The organism is Pseudomonas sp. URIL14HWK12:I5 (assembly GCF_900176445.1).
Taxonomy (GTDB): Bacteria; Pseudomonadota; Gammaproteobacteria; order Pseudomonadales; family Pseudomonadaceae; genus Aquipseudomonas; species Aquipseudomonas monteilii.
Genome location: NZ_FWXQ01000001.1, coordinates 498,337 through 521,109, shown reverse-complemented (window position 1 = coordinate 521,109; position 22,773 = coordinate 498,337). Strand labels below are relative to the sequence as shown.

The 22,773-nt window shown below is 62.1% G+C and carries 18 protein-coding genes; 11 read left to right on the top strand and 7 right to left on the bottom strand.

Annotation, left to right across the window (positions count from 1 at the left end; all coding sequences use genetic code 11):
* Positions 1-46: 46 nt before the first annotated feature.
* Positions 47-1,501 carry a tRNA uracil 4-sulfurtransferase ThiI gene (gene thiI, locus B9A31_RS02450; RefSeq protein ID WP_016712461.1) on the bottom strand — a complete coding sequence of 485 codons (1,455 nt, stop codon included), beginning with the start codon at positions 1,499-1,501 and terminating at the stop codon, positions 47-49.
* A gap of 400 nt (positions 1,502-1,901) precedes the next feature.
* Here thiI and glnA point away from each other — a divergent pair, with 400 nt between their 5' ends.
* The 3 genes from glnA (at position 1,902) to ntrC (ending at position 6,184) form a co-directional block, all read left to right on the top strand.
* Positions 1,902-3,308, top strand: coding sequence for a type I glutamate--ammonia ligase (gene glnA, locus B9A31_RS02445; RefSeq protein WP_016712462.1), 1,407 nt, complete (start codon positions 1,902-1,904; stop codon positions 3,306-3,308).
* Between the two features lie 357 nt (positions 3,309-3,665).
* On the top strand, positions 3,666-4,751 hold the full coding sequence (glnL, locus tag B9A31_RS02440) for a nitrogen regulation protein NR(II) (RefSeq protein WP_016712463.1): 1,086 nt from the start codon (positions 3,666-3,668) through the stop codon (positions 4,749-4,751).
* On the top strand, positions 4,748-6,184 hold the full coding sequence (gene ntrC, locus B9A31_RS02435) for a nitrogen regulation protein NR(I) (protein WP_016712464.1): 1,437 nt from the start codon (positions 4,748-4,750) through the stop codon (positions 6,182-6,184). The genes glnL and ntrC overlap by 4 nt, the downstream gene beginning before the upstream one ends.
* Positions 6,185-6,549: 365 nt before the next feature.
* On the opposite strand, the gene B9A31_RS02430 is transcribed toward ntrC, so the two are convergent.
* Positions 6,550-6,987 (bottom strand): hypothetical protein, encoded by a 438-nt coding sequence (locus tag B9A31_RS02430; RefSeq protein WP_019098298.1) that lies wholly within the window; start codon positions 6,985-6,987, stop codon positions 6,550-6,552.
* Between B9A31_RS02430 and trmL the strand changes: the two genes are divergently transcribed.
* Positions 6,986-7,447, top strand: coding sequence for a tRNA (uridine(34)/cytosine(34)/5-carboxymethylaminomethyluridine(34)-2'-O)-methyltransferase TrmL (trmL, locus tag B9A31_RS02425; RefSeq protein WP_016712466.1), 462 nt, complete (start codon positions 6,986-6,988; stop codon positions 7,445-7,447). The two genes, B9A31_RS02430 and trmL, sit on opposite strands and share 2 nt — an antisense overlap.
* 153 nt (positions 7,448-7,600) lie before the next feature.
* Here the strand turns inward: trmL and secB are convergent, their stop codons facing one another.
* The 3 genes from secB to B9A31_RS02410 are packed head-to-tail and all read right to left on the bottom strand — an operon-like array spanning position 7,601 to position 8,795.
* Positions 7,601-8,086 carry a protein-export chaperone SecB gene (gene secB / locus B9A31_RS02420; RefSeq protein WP_016712467.1) on the bottom strand — a complete coding sequence of 162 codons (486 nt, stop codon included), beginning with the start codon at positions 8,084-8,086 and terminating at the stop codon, positions 7,601-7,603.
* 39 nt (positions 8,087-8,125) lie between these two features.
* Positions 8,126-8,380: a glutaredoxin 3 gene (gene grxC, locus B9A31_RS02415; protein WP_003249204.1), complete on the bottom strand. Its 255-nt coding sequence runs from the start codon at positions 8,378-8,380 to the stop codon at positions 8,126-8,128.
* A 1-nt stretch (position 8,381) separates the two neighbouring features.
* On the bottom strand, positions 8,382-8,795 hold the full coding sequence (locus B9A31_RS02410) for a rhodanese-like domain-containing protein (RefSeq protein WP_019098297.1): 414 nt from the start codon (positions 8,793-8,795) through the stop codon (positions 8,382-8,384).
* A 206-nt stretch (positions 8,796-9,001) separates the two neighbouring features.
* Between B9A31_RS02410 and gpmI the strand changes: the two genes are divergently transcribed.
* The 4 genes from gpmI to B9A31_RS02390 all read left to right on the top strand — a co-directional run bounded on the left by gpmI (position 9,002) and on the right by B9A31_RS02390 (position 14,154).
* On the top strand, positions 9,002-10,537 hold the full coding sequence (gpmI, locus tag B9A31_RS02405) for a 2,3-bisphosphoglycerate-independent phosphoglycerate mutase (RefSeq protein WP_019098296.1): 1,536 nt from the start codon (positions 9,002-9,004) through the stop codon (positions 10,535-10,537).
* A 141-nt stretch (positions 10,538-10,678) separates the two neighbouring features.
* The gene (locus B9A31_RS02400; RefSeq protein ID WP_027614846.1) at positions 10,679-11,983 is read left to right on the top strand and encodes a murein hydrolase activator EnvC family protein; all 1,305 of its coding nucleotides are present in this window, start codon (positions 10,679-10,681) and stop codon (positions 11,981-11,983) included.
* Positions 11,984-12,061: 78 nt separating this feature from the next.
* On the top strand, positions 12,062-13,378 hold the full coding sequence (locus tag B9A31_RS02395) for a S41 family peptidase (protein ID WP_016712472.1): 1,317 nt from the start codon (positions 12,062-12,064) through the stop codon (positions 13,376-13,378).
* 8 nt (positions 13,379-13,386) lie between these two features.
* A complete protein-coding gene (locus B9A31_RS02390; RefSeq protein ID WP_027610023.1) occupies positions 13,387-14,154 on the top strand; it encodes a divergent polysaccharide deacetylase family protein in 768 nt (255 codons plus the stop codon).
* A gap of 73 nt (positions 14,155-14,227) precedes the next feature.
* Here the strand turns inward: B9A31_RS02390 and B9A31_RS02385 are convergent, their stop codons facing one another.
* Positions 14,228-16,174: a BCCT family transporter gene (locus B9A31_RS02385; protein WP_230852945.1), complete on the bottom strand. Its 1,947-nt coding sequence runs from the start codon at positions 16,172-16,174 to the stop codon at positions 14,228-14,230.
* A gap of 533 nt (positions 16,175-16,707) precedes the next feature.
* Between B9A31_RS02385 and betI the strand changes: the two genes are divergently transcribed.
* The 3 genes from betI (at position 16,708) to betA (ending at position 20,652) form a co-directional block, all read left to right on the top strand.
* Positions 16,708-17,364: a transcriptional regulator BetI gene (gene betI, locus B9A31_RS02380; protein WP_016712476.1), complete on the top strand. Its 657-nt coding sequence runs from the start codon at positions 16,708-16,710 to the stop codon at positions 17,362-17,364.
* A gap of 39 nt (positions 17,365-17,403) precedes the next feature.
* Positions 17,404-18,876 carry a betaine-aldehyde dehydrogenase gene (gene betB, locus B9A31_RS02375; RefSeq protein ID WP_027614845.1) on the top strand — a complete coding sequence of 491 codons (1,473 nt, stop codon included), beginning with the start codon at positions 17,404-17,406 and terminating at the stop codon, positions 18,874-18,876.
* A gap of 78 nt (positions 18,877-18,954) precedes the next feature.
* A complete protein-coding gene (gene betA / locus B9A31_RS02370; protein ID WP_016712478.1) occupies positions 18,955-20,652 on the top strand; it encodes a choline dehydrogenase in 1,698 nt (565 codons plus the stop codon).
* A 64-nt stretch (positions 20,653-20,716) separates the two neighbouring features.
* On the opposite strand, the gene B9A31_RS02365 is transcribed toward betA, so the two are convergent.
* Positions 20,717-22,753 (bottom strand): dermonecrotic toxin domain-containing protein, encoded by a 2,037-nt coding sequence (locus tag B9A31_RS02365; RefSeq protein ID WP_084296631.1) that lies wholly within the window; start codon positions 22,751-22,753, stop codon positions 20,717-20,719.
* Positions 22,754-22,773 lie beyond the last annotated feature (20 nt).

Genomic DNA, 22,773 nt, shown 5'->3' with positions numbered 1-22,773 from the left:
GTCGGGAGGGCGATGGCGGATACTGCCGCCATACAGCCCCGGCGTCTTATGTCGGACGATAAACACGCACATTGGCATGTCCCTCACTGAGCAGGTGGTGTGCGTGCAAACGGCTCATCACACCCTTGTCGCAATACAGCAAGTACTGGCGCGTGGGGTCCAGGTGCTTGAACTTGCTGTTGATCGCGTAGAACGGCATGGCCTGGACTTCGATACCTTCCAGCGCCAGGGGTTCGTCTTCCTGGGCATCGGGGTGACGAATGTCGATGACGATCTGGCCTGGCAACGCTTCGGCCACTTCCTCGATTTCGATGTCCTTGCCCAGCTCATCGATCACATGGTCGATGGAAATGAATTTGGCGCGCTCCAGGGCGCGCTCCAGCACGGCCATGTCGAACTGTTTTTCTTCATGCTCCATGCGGTGGCGCTTGGCGTGGGTGGTCGGGTTTACCGAGATCACGCCGCAGTATTCTGGCATGTGCTTGGCGAAATCGGCGGTGCCGATTTCGGTGGCCTGGTCGATGATGTCCTGCTTGTGGCTGGCCAGCAACGGGCGCAGCACCAGCTTGTCGGTGGCCGAGTCGATGATCGACAGGTTCGGCAGCGTCTGGCTGGACACCTGGGAAATCGCCTCGCCGGTGACCAGCGCGTCGATCTGCAGGCGGTCGGCCATGTGCGCGGCACCGCGCAGCATCATGCGCTTGAGGGTGACGCCCATGTAGCTGTTGTCGACCTTGTTGAGGATTTCGCCGACCACTTCTTCGAACGGCACGCTGATGAACAGCACACGCTGGCTGCTTCCGTACTTTTTCCACAGGAAATGGGCCACTTCCATCACGCCCAGCTCGTGGGCACGGCCGCCGAGGTTGAAGAAGCAGAAGTGGGTCATCAGGCCACGGCGCATCATCTGGTAGGCCGCCACGGTGGAGTCGAAACCACCGGACATCAGCACCAGGGTCTGCTCCAGGGCGCCCAGCGGGTAACCGCCGATGCCGTTGTGCTGGTTGTGGATCACGTACAGGCGCTGGTCGCGGATTTCGATGCGCACCAGCACTTCAGGGTTCTTCAGCTCGATGCCGGCGGCGCCGCATTGCTGGCGCAGCTGGCTGCCGACGTAGCGGTCGACGTCCATCGAGGTGAAGTCATGGTGGCCACCGCGCTTGCAGCGCACGGCGAAGTGCTTGCCGGCCAGCAAGTGGCCGAAGTGGTGCTTGCACTTGGCGACGATGTCGTCGAAGTCACCCAGCGGGTATTCCTCTACCTGCAGGAAGTGGGTGATACCCGGCGTGCAGGTGAGGCGCTCGATCATCTCGCGCTGGACTTTCTCGTCTTCGACGCGGGTGACCACTTCGAGATTGTCCCAGACACCATCGACCGCGAGCTCAGGGTCGAGGTCCTTGAGCACGTTGCGGATGTTCTTGCCGAGCTGGCGGATGAAGCGCTTGCGCACCGGCCGGCTCTTGATGGTGATTTCTGGGAAGACTTTGACGATAAGTTTCATTGGTTAACAGCGCGCACAGGGCCTGCCGAAAATGAGGGGCGCGAATTATAGCGGAAATTGCTCAGGATTTGACCAACTTTTGATCAGAAGCTTTCAGATAAATGCAAGGCGGGGGTTTTGCGGTGCCCGTGAGATCGATCGCAGTCGCGACACAAATCAAGCAATGCACTTCTTTGGTGCGCCGACACCAAAGCCCGCATCTTAAGGGTGCATTTTTCGCCATCATCCGCGTACCAAATGCCCGCAAACGCCCCCTTTTATCCCGCCCTCGCCATTTTCGGGCACTGGCATGCAATTTGCTCCCTTGTGAGGCAGGTAAGCTTGGCCGACTATCCGCGCCCGGCAACACCCTTTTTCCAGGGCAGCGGCCCACCGCGCTCTAGACCATCCGGAGGACAACATGTCGAAGTCGGTTCAACTCATCAAAGATCATGACGTCAAGTGGATTGATCTGCGTTTCACGGACACCAAAGGCATTCAGCACCACGTGACCATGCCGTCGCGTGATGCGCTGGACGAGGACTTCTTCGAAGTCGGCAAGATGTTCGACGGTTCCTCCATCGCTGGCTGGAAAGGCATCGAAGCTTCCGACATGATCCTGATGCCGGTTGACGAAACCGCCGTGCTGGACCCGTTCACCGAAGAACCAACCCTGATCATCACCTGCGACATCGTCGACCCGTCGAGCATGCAGGGCTACGATCGTGACCCACGCGCAATCGCCAAGCGCGCCGAAGAGTACCTGAAGAGCACCGGCATCGGTGACACCGTATTCGCAGGCCCGGAGCCAGAGTTCTTCATCTTCGACGAAGTGAAGTTCCAGTCGGACATCTCCGGCTCGATGTTCAAGATCTTCTCCGAGCAAGGCTCGTGGATGACCGGTGCTGACGTGGAAGGCGGCAACAAAGGCCACCGTCCAGGCGTGAAAGGCGGCTACTTCCCGGTTCCGCCGTTCGACCACGACCACGAAATCCGTACTGCCATGTGCAACGCACTGGAAGAAATGGGTCAGACCGTTGAAGTTCACCACCACGAAGTGGCGACTGCCGGCCAGAACGAAATCGGCGTCAAGTTCAACACCCTGGTGAAGAAGGCTGACGAAGTACAAGCCCTGAAATACGTCGTGCACAACGTTGCCGACGCCTACGGCCGTACTGCCACCTTCATGCCGAAGCCACTGTACGGCGACAACGGTTCGGGCATGCACGTACACATGTCGATCTGGAAAGACGGCAAGAACACCTTCTCGGGTGAAGGCTATGCCGGCCTGTCCGACACCGCCCTGTACTTCATCGGCGGTATCATCAAGCACGGTAAGGCCCTGAACGGCTTCACCAACCCGTCGACCAACTCGTACAAGCGTCTGGTTCCAGGTTTCGAAGCCCCGGTAATGCTGGCCTACTCGGCGCGTAACCGTTCCGCCTCGATCCGTATTCCTTACGTCGGCAGCCCGAAAGCCCGCCGTATCGAAGCACGCTTCCCGGACCCATCGGCCAACCCGTACCTGGCCTTCGCGGCCCTGCTGATGGCTGGCCTGGACGGCATCCAGAACAAGATCCACCCAGGCGATGCTGCCGACAAGAACCTGTACGACCTGCCACCAGAAGAGGCCAAGGACATTCCGCAAGTGTGCGGCAGCCTGAAAGAAGCCCTGGAAGAGCTGGACAAAGGCCGTGCGTTCCTGACCAAGGGCGGCGTGTTCTCCGACGACTTCATCGATGCCTTCATCGAGCTGAAATCGGAAGAAGAGATCAAGGTCCGTACCTTCGTGCACCCGCTGGAATACGAGCTGTACTACAGCTGCTGATCTGATCGGCGCCTTGCGCCGATGACATGATCAGGAACGGCCTCCCTCGGGAGGCCGTTTTCGTTTCTGCGCCACACAGAAATCACCTCACCCACGCTATGCTCTATCTTGGTGCACAGCAAAGCGCCATGCCCCTATTTGCTCCCCAATCTGGTTCACATGAAACGTTTCATCCAGAGTTTCTGATCCGAATTTGCGCAGATACAGGCCTTTATCGGCAAATCCCGCTTCTTTTCGGAGCTTTGGTTTGTTTCTTGCATTTCTAGCAGGTACAGAGCTTCGCACCAGCGGGGCCACCGCACCTGGCCCTGGCCAAAGCAGTGCCAGGCAAGCGCCAAAAGAGGTCAACGACGCCTTATGACCATCAGCGATGCACAGCACCGTCTGCTTCTGGACAACCTGACCACCGCCACGTTGCTGCTCAATGCCGAGCTGCGCCTGGAGTACATGAACCCGGCTGCGGAAATGCTGCTGGCTGTCAGCGGGCAACGTAGCCATGGGCAGTTCATCAGCGAGCTGTTCACCGAGTCGACCGAAGCGCTCAGCTCGTTGCGCCAGGCGGTCGAACAGGCGCACCCGTTCACCAAGCGCGAAGCGCAGCTCACCTCGCTGACCGGGCAGACCATCACCGTCGACTACGCGGTAACACCCATCCTCAACCAGGGCCAGACCCTGCTGTTGCTGGAGGTGCACCCGCGCGACCGGCTGCTGCGTATCACCAAGGAAGAGGCCCAGCTGAGCAAGCAGGAAACCACCAAGATGCTGGTGCGCGGCCTGGCTCACGAAATCAAGAACCCCCTCGGCGGGATCCGTGGCGCGGCGCAGTTGCTGTCACGCGAGTTGCCCGAGGAAGGCCTGCGCGACTACACCAACGTGATCATCGAAGAGGCCGACCGCCTGCGTAACCTGGTAGACCGCATGCTCGGCTCGAACAAGCTGCCGTCACTGGCCATGACCAACATCCACGAAGTGCTGGAGCGGGTCTGCAGCCTGGTCGAGGCCGAAAGCCAGGGTTGCATCACTTTGGTGCGCGATTACGACCCAAGCCTGCCGGACGTCCTGATCGACCGCGAGCAGATGATCCAGGCCGTCCTCAACATCGTGCGTAACGCCATGCAGGCAATCAGTTCGCAGAACGAGCTGCGCCTGGGCCGCATCACCCTGCGCAGCCGCGCCTTGCGCCAGTTCACCATCGGCCATGTGCGCCATCGTCTGGTGGCGCGGGTAGAAATCATCGACAACGGCCCGGGCATCCCGCCGGAACTGCAAGACACCCTCTTCTATCCCATGGTCAGTGGCCGCCCCGACGGTACCGGGCTGGGCCTGGCCATTACCCAGAACATCATCAGCCAGCACCAGGGCCTGATCGAGTGTGAAAGCCACGCAGGCCACACCGCCTTTTCGATCTACCTGCCTCTGGAACAAGGAGCCACCGCCTCATGAGCCGAAGTGAAACCGTATGGATTGTCGACGATGATCGCTCCATCCGCTGGGTACTGGAAAAAGCCCTGCAACAGGAAGGCATGACCACCCAGAGCTTCGACAGCGCAGATGGTGTGATGGGCCGCCTTGCACGCCAGCAACCGGACGTGATCATTTCCGACATCCGCATGCCGGGTGCCAGCGGCCTCGACCTGCTGGCACAGATTCGCGAGCAGCACCCACGCCTGCCGGTCATCATCATGACCGCTCATTCCGACCTGGACAGCGCCGTGGCGTCTTACCAGGGGGGTGCCTTCGAATACCTGCCCAAGCCGTTCGACGTGGACGAGGCTGTCTCGCTGGTCAAGCGTGCCAACCAGCATGCCCAGGAACAGCAAGGGCTGGATGTGCCACAGAACCTGGCGCGCACACCCGAAATCATCGGCGAAGCACCGGCCATGCAGGAGGTGTTCCGCGCCATCGGCCGCCTCAGCCACTCCAACATCACCGTATTGATCAACGGTGAGTCGGGTACCGGTAAAGAGCTGGTCGCCCATGCGCTGCACCGCCACAGCCCGCGTGCGGCGTCGCCGTTCATTGCCCTGAACATGGCCGCCATCCCCAAGGACTTGATGGAGTCCGAACTGTTCGGCCATGAGAAAGGCGCTTTCACGGGTGCCGCCAACCTGCGCCGGGGCCGCTTCGAGCAGGCGGATGGCGGCACGCTGTTCCTCGACGAAATCGGTGACATGCCTGCCGACACCCAGACCCGCCTGCTGCGGGTGCTGGCCGATGGCGAGTTCTATCGCGTTGGCGGCCACGTGCCGGTCAAGGTCGATGTGCGCATCATTGCCGCGACCCACCAGAACCTGGAGTCGCTGGTACAGGCCGGCAAGTTCCGCGAAGACTTGTTCCACCGCCTGAACGTGATTCGCATCCATATTCCTCGGCTGGCCGACCGCCGTGAGGACATCCCCGCCCTCGCCCGCCATTTCCTCGCCCGCGCCGCCCAGGAGCTGGCGGTGGAGCCGAAAATTCTCAAGCCGGAGACCGAAGAGTTCATCCGCAACCTGCCGTGGCCGGGCAACGTGCGGCAGATGGAGAACACTTGCCGCTGGATCACTGTGATGGCCTCCAGCCGCGAGGTGCTGATCGGCGACCTGCCGCCTGAACTGCTGAACCTGCCGCAGGATGCCGCACCGGTCACCAACTGGGAGCAGGCCTTGCGCCAGTGGGCCGACCAGGCGTTGGCACGCGGGCAGTCGAACCTGCTGGACAGCGCGGTGCCAAGCTTTGAGCGGATCATGATCGAGACGGCGCTCAAGCATACCGCCGGTCGGCGCCGGGATGCGGCGCTGTTACTGGGTTGGGGGCGTAATACCTTGACCCGCAAGATCAAGGAGCTGGGGATGAATGTCGCGGGCGGTGATGACGAGGAAGGTGACGACCACTAACTCTCGGTAATCCTGCAAGATCCCTGGGGCCGCTTTGCGGCCCCAGCCATTTCAGCCTACCGATGCACCGATCCTGTGCCCAATGCACCTCTCGAAGGCACAAATCCCCTCAAAAACCGGCCAAATACCCCTCAAAGCCCAATATTCAAGGGCTTTGCAAAATTGGCACGCCCCCTGCAATACCTAATACATACCCAGTTTCGGGGGCCCTGGTACAGGCAGGCCGGGTGAACCCCTCTTTTATTCGCAACACCGCCCGTTTTGGGGACCTCGGTACAGGCAGGCCGGGACATCCCCCCTTTACACGCAACACGCAGTACCCCTTTTGGGGACCCTGGTACAGGCAGGCCGGGATATCCCCTCTTTTATTCGTGCAGCTTCACCTGCACACGCCAACGCCCAGCGTCCTCTGTACCGGCCCACTCGCCGTGCAGGGGACGCGCGGCCACCACTGTCAGCAACAGCCCTTCCTTGCTCTCCTGCACCCGCCAGCTAACTGGCTTCCCCGCCAGGCTCAATTGCCCTTGCTGGGCCTTGCCCTGGGCCTGGAACAGCAACGCAACCGTCCCTTCCACGTTCTCGCCGTGCAGCTGCGGTTCTTCATTGAACCAAAGGTCCAGGCCGTCCTGCACCACCTCCACCTGCTGCAACACCCGCTCTTCGGGCGTTGTCAGGCGGCCAATCATCAACCCGACCATGACGCCAACGATCGCCAGCGACAGCATCATCCGTGGGAAGGCCTTCGAACGCACGTCCGGTTCAGGGGTAGAATGCCCGTCATCTTCACGCTTGGAGCCGTGCATGTTTCACGTCATCCTTTTTCAACCAGAAATTCCGCCAAATACCGGCAACATCATTCGCCTGTGCGCCAACAGCGGCTGCCACCTGCACCTGATCGAACCCATCAGCTTCGAACTGGACGACAAGCGCCTGCGCCGTGCGGGGCTGGACTACCACGAGTATGCCACGCTCAAGCGCCATGAGAGCCTGGCCGGATGCCTGGAAAGCCTGGGCAATCCACGGCTGTTCGCCTTTACCACCAAGGGCTCGCACCCGTTCCATGAAGTGGCCTATCAACCGGGTGATGCCTTCCTGTTCGGGCCAGAGAGCCGCGGGTTGCCAGCCGAGGTGCTGGACAGCTTGCCGGCTGAGCAGCGCCTGCGCCTGCCAATGCGGCCGGGGTGCCGTAGCTTGAACCTGTCGAACACTGTGGCGGTGACCGTGTATGAGGCGTGGCGGCAGAATGCGTTTGCCGGCAGTTGATGCATGGGCAGGAACGGCCTCTTCGCGGGGCGAGCCCGCTCCACATTCAAATGTGTACGCCAAACCATTGTGGGAGCGGGCTTGCCCCGCGAAGAAGCCCGCACAGGCAATAAAAAAGCGCCCCGAGAGGCGCTTTCTTGATACCGGCAGTGATTACTGCACAGTCGGCGCAGCGCCCGCTTCCTGCATGCGTTGCAGTTCTTGCGCATACAGTGCGTCGAAGTTGACCGGCGACAGCATCAGGGCCGGGAACGAACCGCGGGTCACCAGGCTGTCCAGGGTCTCACGGGCGTACGGGAACAGGATGTTCGGGCAGAACGCACCCAGGGTGTGGCTCATCGAAGCTGCATCCAGGTTGGCGATCAGGAAGATACCGGCCTGCTGTACTTCAGCGATGAACGCCACTTCGTCACCGTTCTTGACGGTAACCGACAGGGTCAGCACCACCTCGTGGAAGTCGCCTTCCAGGGCTTTCTGCTTGGTGTTCAGGTCCAGCGCAACGCTCGGCTCCCAGCTCTGGCGGAAGATCTGCGGGCTTTTCGGGGCTTCGAACGACAGATCGCGCACGTAGATGCGCTGCAGGGAGAACTGTGGGCTGTTGTCTTCTGCAGCAGCGCCGTTGGTCTGTTGGTCAGTCATGGCAGATCCTTATCCTAATGTTTTTGAATGCAGTGCAAATCAGGCCGCCAGCAGCGCGTCGAGCTTGCCGGCGCGCTCCAGGGCATAGAGGTCATCGCATCCACCGACATGGGTGCTGCCGATCCAGATCTGCGGCACCGACGTACGGCCGGCCTTCTGGCTCATCTCGGCGCGCACCTGCGGTTTGCCGTCGACCTTGATTTCCTCGAAGGCCACGCCTTTGCTCTCAAGCAAGTACTTGGCGCGCATGCAGTAGGGGCAGTAGTCGCTGGAATAGACGATGACGGGCTTCATATCACTTCACCAGGGGCAGGTTATCGGCTTTCCAGCTGGAAACGCCACCGCTCAGTTTGGCAGCGGTGTAGCCAGCCTTGAGCAGTTCGCGGCAGTGGGTGCCGGACTGCTGGCCCATTGCGTCGACGACGATCAGGGTCTTCTCTTTGTGCTTGTCCAGCTCGCTCATGCGGGTGGCCAGCTTGTCCTGCGGAATGTTGATCGCACCGACGATGTGGCCGGCGGCATATTCCTTGGCAGTACGGATGTCGACGACCAGCCCCTTGTCGGCATTGACCAGGGCGGTCAGCTGGCCGTTGCTCAGGCTCTGGCCGCCACGGCGGATTTCATTGAGCAGCAGCAGGACCAGCAGAACAACGAAGATCGCAACCAGGATGTAGTGATCTGTCGCGAATTGAATCAGGTGAGCAACCATCAGCGGTGTTCCAGGCGATTGAAAATGCCGGCCAGTATACACAGCCCCCCAGTGCCACCAAAGCCCGACAGGCCGGCCGGAAAGGTACCTTCATGTTGCTACATCGGGCGCGCTGGTCAGGCAACAGGACGAATATTCGCCGCTGGTGGCGGATTTGCCCTAAAATGCGTGTCTTTATCATCTTTGAACAACCGTGAGTTTGATTGATGACGAGTACGCCCAAACCCCTGGTCCTGATCATCCTGGATGGCTTCGGCCACAGCGAAAGCCCCGAATACAACGCCATCTACGCCGCCAACACACCGGTCTATGACCGCCTGCGCGCCAGCCAGCCGCACGGCCTCATTTCCGGTTCGGGCATGGATGTCGGCCTGCCGGACGGGCAGATGGGCAACTCCGAAGTCGGTCACATGAATCTCGGCGCCGGCCGCGTCGTGTACCAGGACTTCACCCGGGTGACCAAGGCCATCCGTGACGGCGAATTCTTCGAAAACCCTGTGCTCACCGGCGCCGTGGACAAGGCCGCCAGTGCCGGCAAGGCCGTGCACATCCTCGGCCTGCTGTCCGATGGCGGCGTACACAGCCACCAGGACCACCTGGTGGCCATGGCCGAACTGGCCGCGCAGCGCGGTGCAGAAAAAATCTACCTGCACGCCTTCCTCGATGGCCGCGACACCCCGCCGCGCAGCGCGCAGTCGTCCATCGAACTGCTCGACGCCACCTTCGCCAAGCTGGGCAAGGGCCGCATCGCCAGCCTGATCGGCCGCTACTTCGCCATGGACCGCGACAACCGCTGGGACCGCGTCAGCGCTGCCTACAACCTGATCGTCGACAGCACTGCCGAATACACCGCCGACACCGCGCTGGCTGGCCTGGAAGCGGCCTACGCACGCGACGAGAGCGACGAGTTCGTCAAGGCCACGCGCGTTGGCGAAGCGGTCAAGGTCGAAGACGGCGATGCCGTGATCTTCATGAATTTCCGCGCCGACCGTGCCCGCGAGCTGTCGCGCGTGTTCGTCGAAGCCGACTTCAACGAATTCCCGCGTGCCCGCCTGCCAAAACTGGCGGCCTACATCGGCCTGACCCAGTACTCGGCCAAAATCCCGGCCCCTGCGGCCTTCGCCCCGGCCAGCCTGCACAACGTGCTGGGCGAGTACCTGGCGAAAAACGGCAAGACCCAGCTGCGCATCGCCGAAACCGAGAAATACGCTCACGTCACCTTCTTCTTCTCCGGCGGCCGCGAAGAGCCGTTCGAAGGCGAAGAACGCATCCTCATTCCATCGCCGAAGGTTGCTACCTACGACCTGCAGCCGGAGATGAGCGCACCGGAAGTGACCGACCGCATCGTCGAAGCCATCGAGCAGCAACGCTATGACGTGATCGTGGTCAACTACGCCAACGGCGACATGGTCGGCCACACGGGCGTGTTCGAGGCGGCTGTGAAAGCCGTCGAGGCCCTGGACGGCTGCGTCGGCCGCATCGTTGACGCGCTGGACAAGGTGGGCGGCGAAGCGCTGATCACCGCCGACCACGGCAACGTCGAGCAGATGGAAGACGAATGCACCGGCCAGGCGCACACCGCTCACACCACCGAGCCGGTGCCGTTCATCTATGTGGGCAAGCGCAACGTGAAAGTGCGTGATGGCGGCGTGCTGGCCGACGTGGCACCGACCATGCTGAAGCTACTGGGGCTTGAGAAGCCGGTGGAAATGACCGGCACCTCGATCCTGGTTGACGCCTGATTCGGTGGGTTGGGGCTGCAAAGCAGCCCCTTTGCACATGAATTCCGGACAAACGCCCCTCTGCACCCGCAGCGAGGCGTTTTTTTTGCCCGCCCGGGCGGGCATACTAGGCCAGTCTCCATCCTTGGTACGCCAAACCCCATGCTTCGCGCCCTGATTCTCCTAGCCCTGTCTTGCCTGCTCAGCCCGGCATTCGCCGATGAGCGTGCGCAGACCCAGCAGCAACTGGACGCCACCCGCCAGGACATTGCCGAGCTCAAGAAGACGCTGGGTAAGCTCCAGGAAGAAAAGGCCGGTGTGCAAAAGGACCTCAAAGCCACCGAGACCGACATCGGCAACCTCGAAAAACAGGTGGAGGCGCTGCAGCAAGAGCTAAAAAAGACCGAGGGCGATCTGGAGCGCCTTGATACCGAGAAAAAAAAACTCCAGAGCGCCCGCGTTGAACAACAACGGCTGATCGCCATCCAGGCCCGCTCGGCCTACCAGAACAACGGCCGCGAGGAATACCTCAAGCTGCTGCTCAACCAGCAGAACCCTGAGAAGTTCGCCCGCACCCTCACCTACTACGACTACATCAGCAAGGCGCGCCTGGAACAACTGCGCACCTTCAACGAGACCCTGCGCCAGCTGGGCAACGTCGAGCAGGAAATTGCCACCCAGCAGGAGCAGTTGCTGGCCCAGCGCGCCGACCTCGACAGCCGCCGCCAGGCCTTGGAAGCCGAGCGCGGCAAGCGCCAGCAGGTGCTGGCCAAGCTCAATGGCGACATGAAGGACCGCGACCAGAAGTTGCAGGCCCGCGAGCAGGACCAGGCCGACCTGTCCAAAGTCCTCAAGACCATCGAGGAAACCCTGGCCCGTCAGGCCCGCGAAGCCGAGGAGGCGCGCAAGAAAGCCTTGCTGGCCCAGCAGGAAGCGGAAAAACGCCGCCAGCAGGAAGCCCTGGCCGCCGCCGCCCGCGAACAGGCCAAGGAACCTGTGGAACCGCCCAAAAAGGCCCGTACCACCCTCGGGCCGATGGTTTCCAGCGATGGCGCCAACTACGGCGGCGCTTTTTCTGCCGCACGGGGCAAACTTCCATGGCCCGTCAATGGTCGACTGCTGGCACGCTTTGGTGATGCCCGCGGCAGCGATGCCCGTGCCAAATGGGACGGGGTGATGATCAGCGCCAACCCAGGCACCCAGGTACGTGCGGTGCACGGCGGGCGTGTAGTGTTCGCCGACTGGTTGCGCGGTGCGGGGCTTCTGGTCATTCTCGACCATGGCAACGGTTACCTGAGCCTGTACGGCCACAACCAGAGCCTGCTCAAGAGCGCCGGTGATATCGTCAAGGCCGGTGAAGCCATTTCCACCGTTGGCGACAGCGGCGGCCAGGACGCGGCAGGCTTGTACTTCGCCATCCGCCAGCAGGGCCGCCCGACCGACCCTTCGCAGTGGTGCCGGGGCTAGTCAAATTTCTACGGCGTAGCCTGAGTGCTGCGCCGATGCTCCCCAGGGAGCGCTTACAGGATCAGGAGTTCGTTCGACATGCTGCACTCGCCTCGTCTCACCCAGCTGGCCCTGTCCATCGCCCTGGCGGTCGGTGCGCCCCTGGCCATCGCTGCCGAGCCGGCCAAGGCCGCCGCAGTGCCTGCCACCGAGGTCACGGCCAAGGCGCCACTGCCGCTGGAAGAGCTGCGCACCTTCGCCGAGGTCATGGACCGCATCAAGGCGGCCTATGTAGAGCCAGTGGACGACAAGACCCTGCTGGAAAACGCCATCAAAGGCATGCTCAGCAACCTTGACCCGCACTCGGCCTACCTCGGCCCCGAGGACTTCCAGGAGCTGCAGGAAAGCACCAGCGGCGAGTTCGGCGGGCTGGGCATCGAAGTGGGCCAGGAAGACGGCTTCATCAAGGTGGTCTCGCCTATTGATGACACCCCGGCCTCCCGGGCTGGCGTGCAGGCCGGCGACCTGATCGTCAAGATCAACGGCGCCCCCACCCGCGGCCAGACCATGACCGAAGCGGTCGACAAGATGCGCGGCAAGGTTGGCGAAAAAATCACCCTGACCCTGGTGCGCGACGGCGGCAACCCGTTTGACGTGACCCTGGCCCGCGCGGTCATTCAGGTCAAGAGCGTGAAGAGCCAGCTGCTGGAAAACGACTACGGCTACATCCGTATCACCCAGTTCCAGGTCAAGACCGGCGACGAAGTGGGCAAGGCCCTGGCCAAGCTGCGCAAGGACAACGGCAAGAAGCTGCGCGGCGTTGTGCTGGACCTGCGCAACAACCCGGGCGGCGTACTGCAATCGGCGGTGGAAGTGGCCGACCACTTCCTGACCAAGGGCCTGATCGTCTACACCAAAGGCCGCATCGCCAACTCCGAACTGCGCTTCTCCGCCGACCCGGCGGACGCCAGCGAAGGCGTGCCACTGGTGGTGCTGATCAACGGCGGCAGTGCCTCGGCCTCCGAGATTGTCGCCGGCGCCCTGCAGGACCAGAAACGCGCTGTGCTGATGGGTACCGACAGCTTTGGCAAAGGCTCGGTGCAGACCGTGTTGCCGCTGGCCAACGACCGCGCCCTGAAGCTCACCACCGCGCTGTACTTCACCCCCAATGGCCGCTCGATCCAGGCCCAGGGCATCGTCCCCGATATCGAAGTGCGCCCGGCCAAGCTCACCGCCGAAGTCGACACCGACAATTTCAAGGAAGCCGACCTGCAGGGCCACCTGGGCAACGGCAACGGCGGCGCCGACCGCCCCACCGGCAGCAGCAAGCGCAAAGAGCGCCCACAGGATGACGACTTCCAGTTGAGCCAGGCGCTGAGCCTGCTCAAAGGGCTGAACATCACCTCAGGCAAGTGATTCACCCTATGCGGTATCTGCTGTGTCTGTTGTTCTGCCTGTTGGCCGGGATCGCGCAAGCGGCACCGGCCAACAAGGCCTACATGAGCATCATCATCGACGACCTGGGCCAGAGCACCGAGCGGGACAGCCGCACCCTCGCCCTGCCCGGCCCGGTGACCATGGCGATCATGCCCGACACCCCGCATGCCAGCGATTTCGCTCGTCAGGCACACAAAGCTGGCAAGACGGTGATCCTGCACATGCCGATGGACCCTGCGACCGGTCCCTATGCCTGGCATCCCGAGTTGCCGCTGCCGGTCCTGGCCAGCAGGTTGGATGCAGCCTTGGCCAAGGTGCCATTCGCCGCCGGCATCAACAACCACATGGGCAGCCGGATGACCGCACAGCGTGATGCCATGACCTGGTTGATGGGTGAGTTGCAACAACGTCACCTGTTCTTCGTCGACAGCCGCACCAGCGCGGCCACCGTAGCGGCTGCCGAAGCCCAGCGCATCGGCCTGGCCCACGTTTCGCGTGATGTGTTCCTCGACGATGTGCGCACTACCGAGGCCATCAGCGGGCAGTTGCAGCAAGGCATCGCCCTGGCGCGCAAGCAGGGTTCGGCTGTGTTGATCGGGCACCCTTATCCTCAGACTCTCGATGTGCTGGAGCGGGCACTGCCACAGCTCAGAGGCCAAGGCATCGAACTGATCAAGCTCAGCCAGATGATTGCCCTGCGAAGCAACCAAGCGATGCCTGGGCATGGCAAGAATGGCCGCTACACCAATCGCTGAGAAGCAGGGGCTACAACGCGGCCCAATAAAAAACCCGCTCAGGTGAGCGGGTTTTCTTTTACCTCAACAGCCATCAGCTATACACACGCCCCAACAGCTGGCGGTGGCTTTCGAACTGGTCCAGCACATCACGCACGATCTGCTCCGGCGCAAAGCCCATCAGGTCGTACTCCTGGCTGCCGTCGTGCAAATACACCTCGGCACGGTAGAAGCGCTGGCGCACTTCCGGCTCGCCTTCCACCGGCGCCTCGCTCGGCGCGGCCATGTAGCCGTCCAGGCTGACTTCGTAAACGAACGGGTTACCCTCGTCCATCATCACCCGCAGGCCCATCATGTTGCGCGACTGGCCAACACGGGTTTCCACTTCGAAGCCCAGGGTTTGCAGCTGCGCGGCCGCTTCTTTCAGCGCCGGGCTAACCTGCTTGTCCATGAAGCGCTGCACCACGGCCTGGGTCGGCTGCAGTTCCAGCTGGGTGAGGCGCTCGCTGAAGCCGCGACGGCCACGGGCGGCCAGCTCGGCGCGCTCGCTTTCCACCGCCACGTCCTGCTTCATGGCCTTGTACAGGCCGAACATGAACAGCACCAGCACCACCGAGAACGGCAGGCCCGCCAGCACCACCATGGTCTGCATGGCTTCGAAGTTACCGGCAAACAGCAGGCCGATGGTGACCAGGGTGATAACCACCGACCAGAACACCACCATCCAGTGCGGGGCGTCTTCGTCGACCTTGCCGCCTTTGCACGACAAGTTGGCCATCATGACCGCGCCGGAGTCGGCCGGGGTGAGGAACAGCACGAAGCCCACGAACACCGCTACACCGATCACGATCTTGGCCGCCGGGAAGTATTCCAGCAGCTGGTAGATCGACATTGACGGTTGTTCCAGCGCGGTCTTGCCCAGCTCCACGGCGCCCTGGTTGATCACCAGGTCCAGCGCGGTGTTGCCGAAGATCGACAGCCAGGCCAGGGTAAAGCCCAGCGGGATCAGCAGCACGCCCATCACCAGTTGGCGCACGGTGCGGCCCTTGGAGATACGGGCAATGAACATGCCGACGAACGGGCCCCAGGAAATCCACCAGGCCCAGTAGAACACGGTCCACAGGCCCAGCCAGCGCTCGGACTTGCCCGCCTCGCCTTCATACACATACAGGTCGAAGGTTTTCAGCACGATGCCGTTCAGGTAGTCACCGATGTTCTGCACGAAACCGTTGAGCAGGTGCAGTGTTTCACCACCCAGCAGTACGAAGATCAGCAGGCCGCTGAACAGCATGATGTTCAGGTTGGACAGGCGGCGAATGCCGTTCTCCACACCCGACACCGCCGCCACGGTGGCCACACCGGCCATGACCAGGATCACCACCAGCAGGTTGGTCTTGCTGTGGTCCATGCCGAACAGGTATTCCAGGCCGGAGGACACCTGCATCGACCCGATCCCCAGGTTGGTCACCAGGCCCAGCAGGGTCACGAACATGCCGAAGATGTCCACGGCGTTGCCGGCAGCACCCTTGACCCAACGCTCACCCACCAGCGGGTACAGCGCCGAGCGCAGTGCCAGCGGCTGGTTGTGGCGGTAGGCGAAGTAACCCACGGCCAGGCCAACCAGGGCATAGATCGCCCAGCCGTGCAGGCCCCAGTGCAGGAAGGTAAGTTGCAGGCCCTGGCGCGCAGCTTCGAGGCTGGCTGGGGTGCCTTCCGGTGGGTTGAAGTAGTGGTCCAGCGGTTCGGACGCGCCGAAGTACAGCAGCGAAATACCGATACCGGACGAGAACAGCATGCCGGCCCAGGCGCCGTAGCTGAAGTCCGGCTGGTCGTCCTTGCCCCCCAGCTTGAGGCTGCCGTAGTCGGAGAAGGCCAGGTAGACGACAAACAGCAGGTAACCGCAGATCACCAGCATGTAGTACCAGCCAAAGGTGCGCGTCAGCCATTTCTGGGCCACGCCCAGCACCTGGCCGGCGGTTTCGGGTACAGCGATCAGCAAGGCAGTCAGAACAAGGATCATCAGCGCGGAGGTGAAGAACACCACGCGGTTGACCCGTACCCTCTCGGCGGGGGGCTTGGTAAGTGAGGCAGAACTCATTGCACGAATGCTCCGGGCAGTGCGGCTGTGGAGGCTAATCAGTCTTTCCCGAGCAATTGGTGGAATATCCCCACTGCATCAGGTGTTATAAAAGCACCCTGGAAACCGTGATCCCGAATCGATACGTTGCAAAAAAACAGACAGGTGGCCTGCTGAAAAAGCCACACCTCGGCAGAGGTGCGCGCATTCGTCACAGATCACCCCGCCCGCTCCAAGGGCCTGTCGCAGGGCCAGTGACCGTACGGCAGAATCTGCATTTCGCATCGCTCATGCCCGTCAACGCCTTGTATTCCGGGGGTTACGCGATTTCCTGGGGTGTCAACTCGTGCCTTCTCGACCGCCTGAAAAACTGTCAATGGCACAAATTGTCGCAGAGCTTATTCTTTATTGATTGAACGTTCAATCAAAACAAAATAGACTGGCCTTCGCCGAGTCAGCCGCCCGTCGTCTGCTCGCAGGCCTGAGGAGATAGCAAGATGCCCAAGGTCGGTATGCAACCCATCCGCCGCCAGCAGTTGATCGAAGCCACGTTACAGGCGGTCGATCAGGTCGGTCTGGGGGACGCCAGCATTGCGCTGATTGCCCGTTTGGCCGGTGTGTCGAACGGCATCATCAGTCACTACTTTCGGGACAAGAACGGCCTGATTGCAGCGACGATGGGCTACATCATGAACATGCTCAACGAAGGTGTTCGAGCACGTCGCCAGGCCCTGAAGGACGACAGCCCGCGCGCCCACCTGAAAGTGATCATCGAGGGCAACTTCGATGCCAGCCAGGTGAACGGCCCGGCAATGAAAACCTGGTTGGCCTTCTGGGCTTCCAGCATGCACCAGCCCGATTTGCACAGGTTGCAGCGGATCAACGACCACCGCTTGTATTCCAACCTGTGCTGCCAGTTCCGCCGCGCCTTGCCGCTCTACCATGCGCGCAAGGCAGCCCGCGGCCTGGCAGCTTTGATCGATGGCCTGTGGCTGCGTGGCGCCCTGTCGGGTGATGCATTCGACACCGACCAGGCGATACGGATTGCTTACGAATACATGGATCTACAACTGGCTAAACAGCACACCCTGGGTACAAACGACCAGGCCGCTGAACAACCGCGCACGGCCCTTGCCAACCCGGCTGGAGCGTGACGCGCAAGCCAAACCACACACTGCACTTGCGAGGACACTATGGCCCGTTTCGGAACGCAAAAACTCTACATTGATGGCGCTTACGTCGACGCTGGCAGCGATGCCACCTTCGAAGCCATCAACCCGGCCACCGGCGAAGTCCTCGCCCACGTACAGCGTGCCACCCAGGCTGACGTCGAGAAGGCTGTGGAAAGCGCCGAGCGCGGCCAGAAAGTCTGGGCAGCGATGACTGCCATGCAGCGTTCGCGCATCCTGCGCCGCGCCGTCGACATCCTGCGCGAGCGCAACGACGAGCTGGCCATGCTGGAAACCCTGGACACCGGCAAGTCGTACTCCGAAACCCGCTACGTCGACATCGTCACCGGCGCCGACGTGCTGGAATACTACGCAGGCCTGGTACCGGCCATCGAAGGCGAGCAGATCCCGCTGCGCGAATCGTCCTTCGTCTACACCCGTCGCGAGCCGCTGGGCGTCACCGTGGGTATCGGTGCCTGGAACTACCCGATCCAGATCGCCCTGTGGAAGTCCGCCCCGGCCTTGGCCGCTGGCAACGCGATGATCTTCAAGCCGTCGGAAGTCACCTCGCTGACCACCCTGAAACTGGCCGAGATCTACACCGAGGCCGGCCTGCCAAACGGCGTGTTCAACGTCCTGACCGGCAGCGGCCGCGAAGTCGGCACCTGGCTGACCGAGCACCCACGCATTGAAAAAGTGTCCTTCACCGGCGGCACCACCACCGGCAAGAAGGTCATGGCCAGCGCCTCCAGCTCGTCGCTGAAGGAAGTGACCATGGAACTGGGCGGCAAGTCGCCCCTGATCATCTGCGCCGACGCCGACCTGGACAAGGCTGCCGACATCGCCATGATGGCCAACTTCTACAGCTCGGGCCAAGTGTGCACCAACGGCACCCGCGTGTTCATCCCTGCCGAGATGAAAGCGGCTTTCGAAGCCAAGATCGCCGAGCGCGTTGCCCGCATTCGTGTTGGCAACCCAGAAGACGAAAACACCAACTTCGGCCCGCTGGTCAGCTTCCCGCACATGGAAAACGTGCTGGGCTACATCGCCAAGGGTAAAGAAGAAGGTGCCCGCGTGCTGTGCGGCGGCGAACGTCTGACTGCCGGTGACTTCGCCAAGGGCGCCTTCGTGGCCCCGACCGTGTTCACCGACTGCACCGACGACATGACCATCGTCAAGGAAGAAATCTTCGGCCCGGTGATGAGCATCCTCACCTACGAAACCGAAGAAGAAGTGATCCGTCGTGCCAACGACACCGAGTACGGCCTGGCCGCCGGTGTGTGCACCAACGACATCACCCGCGCCCACCGCATCATCCACAAGCTGGAAGCCGGTATCTGCTGGATCAACGCCTGGGGCGAATCGCCGGCCGAAATGCCGGTCGGTGGCTACAAGCAGTCGGGCGTCGGCCGTGAGAACGGCGTCAGCTCGCTGGCTCAATACACCCGCATCAAGTCGGTCCAGGTCGAGTTGGGCGGCTACAACTCGGTCTTCTAAGGCCCAGTCCAGCCACGCCCGTGCCGCTGCGCACGGGCGTTCCCGCTCCCTGATCACCGCCAACACGAGGGTACTTTCATGTCCCAAGAATTCGATTACATCATCGTCGGCGCAGGCTCCGCCGGTAACACCCTGGCGACCCGCCTGACCGAAGACGCCGGCGTTACCGTACTGCTGCTGGAAGCCGGTGGCCCCGACTACCGCTTCGACTTCCGCACCCAGATGCCAGCCGCACTGGCTTTCCCGCTGCAGGGCCGCCGCTACAACTGGGCCTACGAGACCGACCCGGAGCCGTACATGGACGGCCGCCGCATGGAATGTGGCCGCGGCAAGGGCCTGGGCGGCTCGTCGCTGATCAACGGCATGTGCTACATCCGCGGTAACGCCATGGACTTCGACGGCTGGGCAGAACTGCCAGGCCTGGAAGACTGGACCTACCTGGACTGCCTGCCGTACTTCCGTAAAGCCGAAACCCGCGACATCGGCCCGAACGACTATCACGGCGGCGAAGGCCCGGTCAGCGTGACCACGCCAAAAGCGGGCAACAACCCGCTGTTCCACGCCATGATCGAAGCCGGCGTGCAGGCCGGTTACCCGCGCACCGAAGACCTCAACGGCTACCAGCAGGAAGGCTTCGGTCCCATGGACCGTACCGTGACCAAGAACGGCCGCCGTTCCAGCACCGCCCGTGGCTACCTGGACCAGGCCAAGAAGCGCCCGAACCTGACCATCGTCACCCACGCCCTGAGTGACCGCGTGCTGTTCGACGGCAAGCGCGCCGTTGGCGTGACCTACCTGGTCGGCGACAGCGAAGAGCGCGTTGAAGCCCGTGCGCGCAAGGAAGTGATCGTCAGCTCCGGCGCCATCGCTTCGCCGCAACTGCTGCAACGTTCCGGCGTCGGCCCGCGTGCCCTGCTGGAAAGCCTCGACATCCCGGTAGTGCACGACCTGCCGGGCGTTGGCGAAAACCTGCAGGACCACCTGGAGCTATACCTGCAGTACGCCTGCACCCAGCCGGTGTCGCTGTACCCCTCGCTGCTGTGGTGGAACCAGCCGGCCATCGGTGCCGAGTGGATGTTCAACGGCACCGGCATCGGCGCCAGCAACCAGTTCGAGGCTGGCGGTTTCATCCGTACCCGCCCTGAATTCAAATGGCCGAACATTCAGTACCACTTCCTGCCAGTGGCCATTAACTACAACGGCTCCAATGGCGTGAAGGAACATGGTTTCCAGGCGCACATGGGTTCCATGCGCTCCCCTGCCCGCGGCCGCATCCAGGTCAAATCGAAGGACCCGCGCCAACACCCGAGCATCCTGTTCAATTACATGTCCACCGAGCAGGACTGGCAGGAATTCCGTGACGGCATCCGCCTGACCCGTGAAATCATGGCCCAGCCGGCGCTGGACCCGTACCGTGGCCGCGAAATCAGCCCGGGCGCCCACGTGCAAACCGACGAAGAACTGGACAAGTTCATCCGCGAGCACGCCGAAACTGCCTTCCACCCGTCCTGCTCGTGCAAGATGGGCACCGATGACATGGCAGTGGTCGACGGCGAAGGCCGTGTGCACGGCATGAAGGGCCTGCGCGTGGTCGATGCGTCGATCATGCCGCTGATCATCACCGGCAACCTCAACGCCACCACGATCATGATCGCCGAGAAAATCTCGGACAAGATCCGTGGACGCAAGCCGCTGCCGCGCAGCACCGCCAAATACTACGTGGCGGGCGATGCACCGGTGAAGGGCAAGCCGATGCGTGAAGTGAAGCAAGGCTGACAGCAGTACTAATGGGGCTGCTTTGCAGCCCCAAATCACTTGATTGGCTGACATCAAAGATGTGTCACGTCGGTACCGCAAAAAACGTACGCATCAACCCGTCATCCTCCACACCCAACCGTTCAGCCATCACCTGACGGTCGAACAAGGCCCCCGTGCGCATCTCACGCACCCTCGCCCCCTCCGGCGCCCGCGCCAGTGCCTTCAGGCATACTTCCATGAAGCGATGATTGCCTCCCTTCACCGGCGTCAGCTTTTCAACCTGCAAATAACGCCCCGGCATCATCAGCGACTCCGCCTCGTCCGGACGCCTTGAGAACGGCCCGATCGGCATTGCCTGCACGTTCTCACCCGGCTCCAGCACATACACCAACGCATTGTCGCCAAAAGCCCCCTTGCCGCTCGCCTGGGTCTGCGGGTCGTTGAACACCTCCCACAGGGCATAAGGGTTTTCTGTGAACGACGTGAAATCGCTGGTCACCAACACGTCGCCCACTGCAAGGGCACCCTCGCCTGTCGTCGGTATGCCAGAACCACGCAGGCCGGACGCCGCACGGTACAGCCGCACTTGATTGTTCACGCCTAATTGCCCAAGCGCATGTGCAAGGTCGTGGCTGCGCTGGATGCTCTCTGCACGCGAGCCTTCCAAAGGCAAACCTTGCCACAAGTTGTTGTAGCGCTCCGGCGAGCTGGTGTATTCGGCAATGGCGGCCGAGCCAAAGCCATGCTCATCGCGGTAAACCGGGTAGGGCTCACTGAAAGCATCGAGATAAGCACCGCCGGCACCCACGCTGTCGAGATCGGCCCAAGGCACCGCTCCAAGCAAAGCGGCCTGGCGAGCCAAGGCCTGATCCGACATGGCCAGCAACTCGTCTGCAGCCGGTGCCATGTAGCGCGCCCAGTCCACCTTGGCAACGACGGTTTGCGCCTGGCCTTCCACGCGTGGCGGCAGGCGGGCATCGGTGAACAACTCACTGGCACGCAGCATTGCCGCATCGAGCAGAATGAACAGCACATCCACAACCACCGCCCACCAGGCAGCCGTGCGCCAGGCCGCCTTGCCATTGAGGGCACGGTCCAGGTGCAGGGCCAGGCTCGCAGTGCCAAGCCCGAGCGACGTCAGGATCACCGGCCAACCCACTGGCGCCATCGGCGCAATCAACATGCTTGCAGCCTGCAACCCAGCCAGCCATTCGGCCTTGCGCAGCTGTGCATTGGTGGTCAGCCGTTGGTGGGCCTCATGGACCAGCGCATCCATGAACATCTCACGAACACGAATGAACAGGTCACCCACAACAGCTTGCCGCTGCGTGTCATTCGAAAAAGCATGCGCTGCAATCCAGGCCTGTAACGCCTGGCGGCCGCCAAATACCAGCAGCACATCCTGCGCAGCGGGTAGAAAAGCGCACGCTCTACCGGTCTTGAGCGTGTACAGGAACAGTGGCTTGGCATCAGGGGCATGGCCGGACAGCGCACACCAGCCACCCCGGGCATTTGCAGGGTAATCCTCGCGCAAGGCTTTCAGGCTACTCGGCAGCTTCGTCACACGGAGTGTTGCCGCCAGCAGTTCACGCCGCTCAGGTTCGCTCAGCACGGATTGACCGACAGCGGCAAGAAAGCGAGCGCGGGCCAGTACGCAGTAATCTTCGCCACGCTGCGCCCGAAACCGGTTCAACGCCTCGGTGTAGCGCCCCGCAAAATCCATTTGCCAGAACGCCTTTAGCATCGCCTGCGGGTCGAGCCGCACTTCGTTACGCTCGTCATAATCGCTATGGCTGGCATCCACCCGGTAGAAACCGCCGTAGACACTCAACTCATCGGCAGCAGTCTGCTGCTGAGGGCTGAAGCGTTGGATAACCAGCTCGGTCAGGCTCAGCGACCGCCGCGGCGGCCCACGGTGGCGCCAGCCGGTGTAGCTGCGGGAGCTGTTGGCCGTTGACTTGAATTCATGCCAGTAGAGCGTGTCCGGGTCCAGCCAGTATCCCAGCTGGTGGCGCAGCACATGGCCCGCCGCCTCGCGCGCCATGCCGTGCAGATCTGGAAATTGCCCGAGCAGGCGCTGGGCCACCTGGGCAAGAGGGAGACGTTGTTTATCGTTCATGTTACTCGGCTGCCTGACTG

What these genes read in the sequence shown, in the direction of transcription:
- thiI (WP_016712461.1), bottom strand. Translation starts at nt 1,501, where the DNA reads ATGAAACTTATCGTCAAAGTCTTCCCAGAAATCACCATCAAGAGCCGG.
- glnA (WP_016712462.1), top strand. Translation starts at nt 1,902, where the DNA reads ATGTCGAAGTCGGTTCAACTCATCAAAGATCATGACGTCAAGTGGATT.
- glnL (WP_016712463.1), top strand. Translation starts at nt 3,666, where the DNA reads ATGACCATCAGCGATGCACAGCACCGTCTGCTTCTGGACAACCTGACC.
- ntrC (WP_016712464.1), top strand. Translation starts at nt 4,748, where the DNA reads ATGAGCCGAAGTGAAACCGTATGGATTGTCGACGATGATCGCTCCATC.
- trmL (WP_016712466.1), top strand. Translation starts at nt 6,986, where the DNA reads ATGTTTCACGTCATCCTTTTTCAACCAGAAATTCCGCCAAATACCGGC.
- B9A31_RS02430 (WP_019098298.1), bottom strand. Translation starts at nt 6,987, where the DNA reads ATGCACGGCTCCAAGCGTGAAGATGACGGGCATTCTACCCCTGAACCG.
- secB (WP_016712467.1), bottom strand. Translation starts at nt 8,086, where the DNA reads ATGACTGACCAACAGACCAACGGCGCTGCTGCAGAAGACAACAGCCCA.
- grxC (WP_003249204.1), bottom strand. Translation starts at nt 8,380, where the DNA reads ATGAAGCCCGTCATCGTCTATTCCAGCGACTACTGCCCCTACTGCATG.
- B9A31_RS02410 (WP_019098297.1), bottom strand. Translation starts at nt 8,795, where the DNA reads ATGGTTGCTCACCTGATTCAATTCGCGACAGATCACTACATCCTGGTT.
- gpmI (WP_019098296.1), top strand. Translation starts at nt 9,002, where the DNA reads ATGACGAGTACGCCCAAACCCCTGGTCCTGATCATCCTGGATGGCTTC.
- B9A31_RS02400 (WP_027614846.1), top strand. Translation starts at nt 10,679, where the DNA reads ATGCTTCGCGCCCTGATTCTCCTAGCCCTGTCTTGCCTGCTCAGCCCG.
- B9A31_RS02395 (WP_016712472.1), top strand. Translation starts at nt 12,062, where the DNA reads ATGCTGCACTCGCCTCGTCTCACCCAGCTGGCCCTGTCCATCGCCCTG.
- B9A31_RS02390 (WP_027610023.1), top strand. Translation starts at nt 13,387, where the DNA reads ATGCGGTATCTGCTGTGTCTGTTGTTCTGCCTGTTGGCCGGGATCGCG.
- betI (WP_016712476.1), top strand. Translation starts at nt 16,708, where the DNA reads ATGCCCAAGGTCGGTATGCAACCCATCCGCCGCCAGCAGTTGATCGAA.
- betB (WP_027614845.1), top strand. Translation starts at nt 17,404, where the DNA reads ATGGCCCGTTTCGGAACGCAAAAACTCTACATTGATGGCGCTTACGTC.
- betA (WP_016712478.1), top strand. Translation starts at nt 18,955, where the DNA reads ATGTCCCAAGAATTCGATTACATCATCGTCGGCGCAGGCTCCGCCGGT.
- B9A31_RS02365 (WP_084296631.1), bottom strand. Translation starts at nt 22,753, where the DNA reads ATGAACGATAAACAACGTCTCCCTCTTGCCCAGGTGGCCCAGCGCCTG.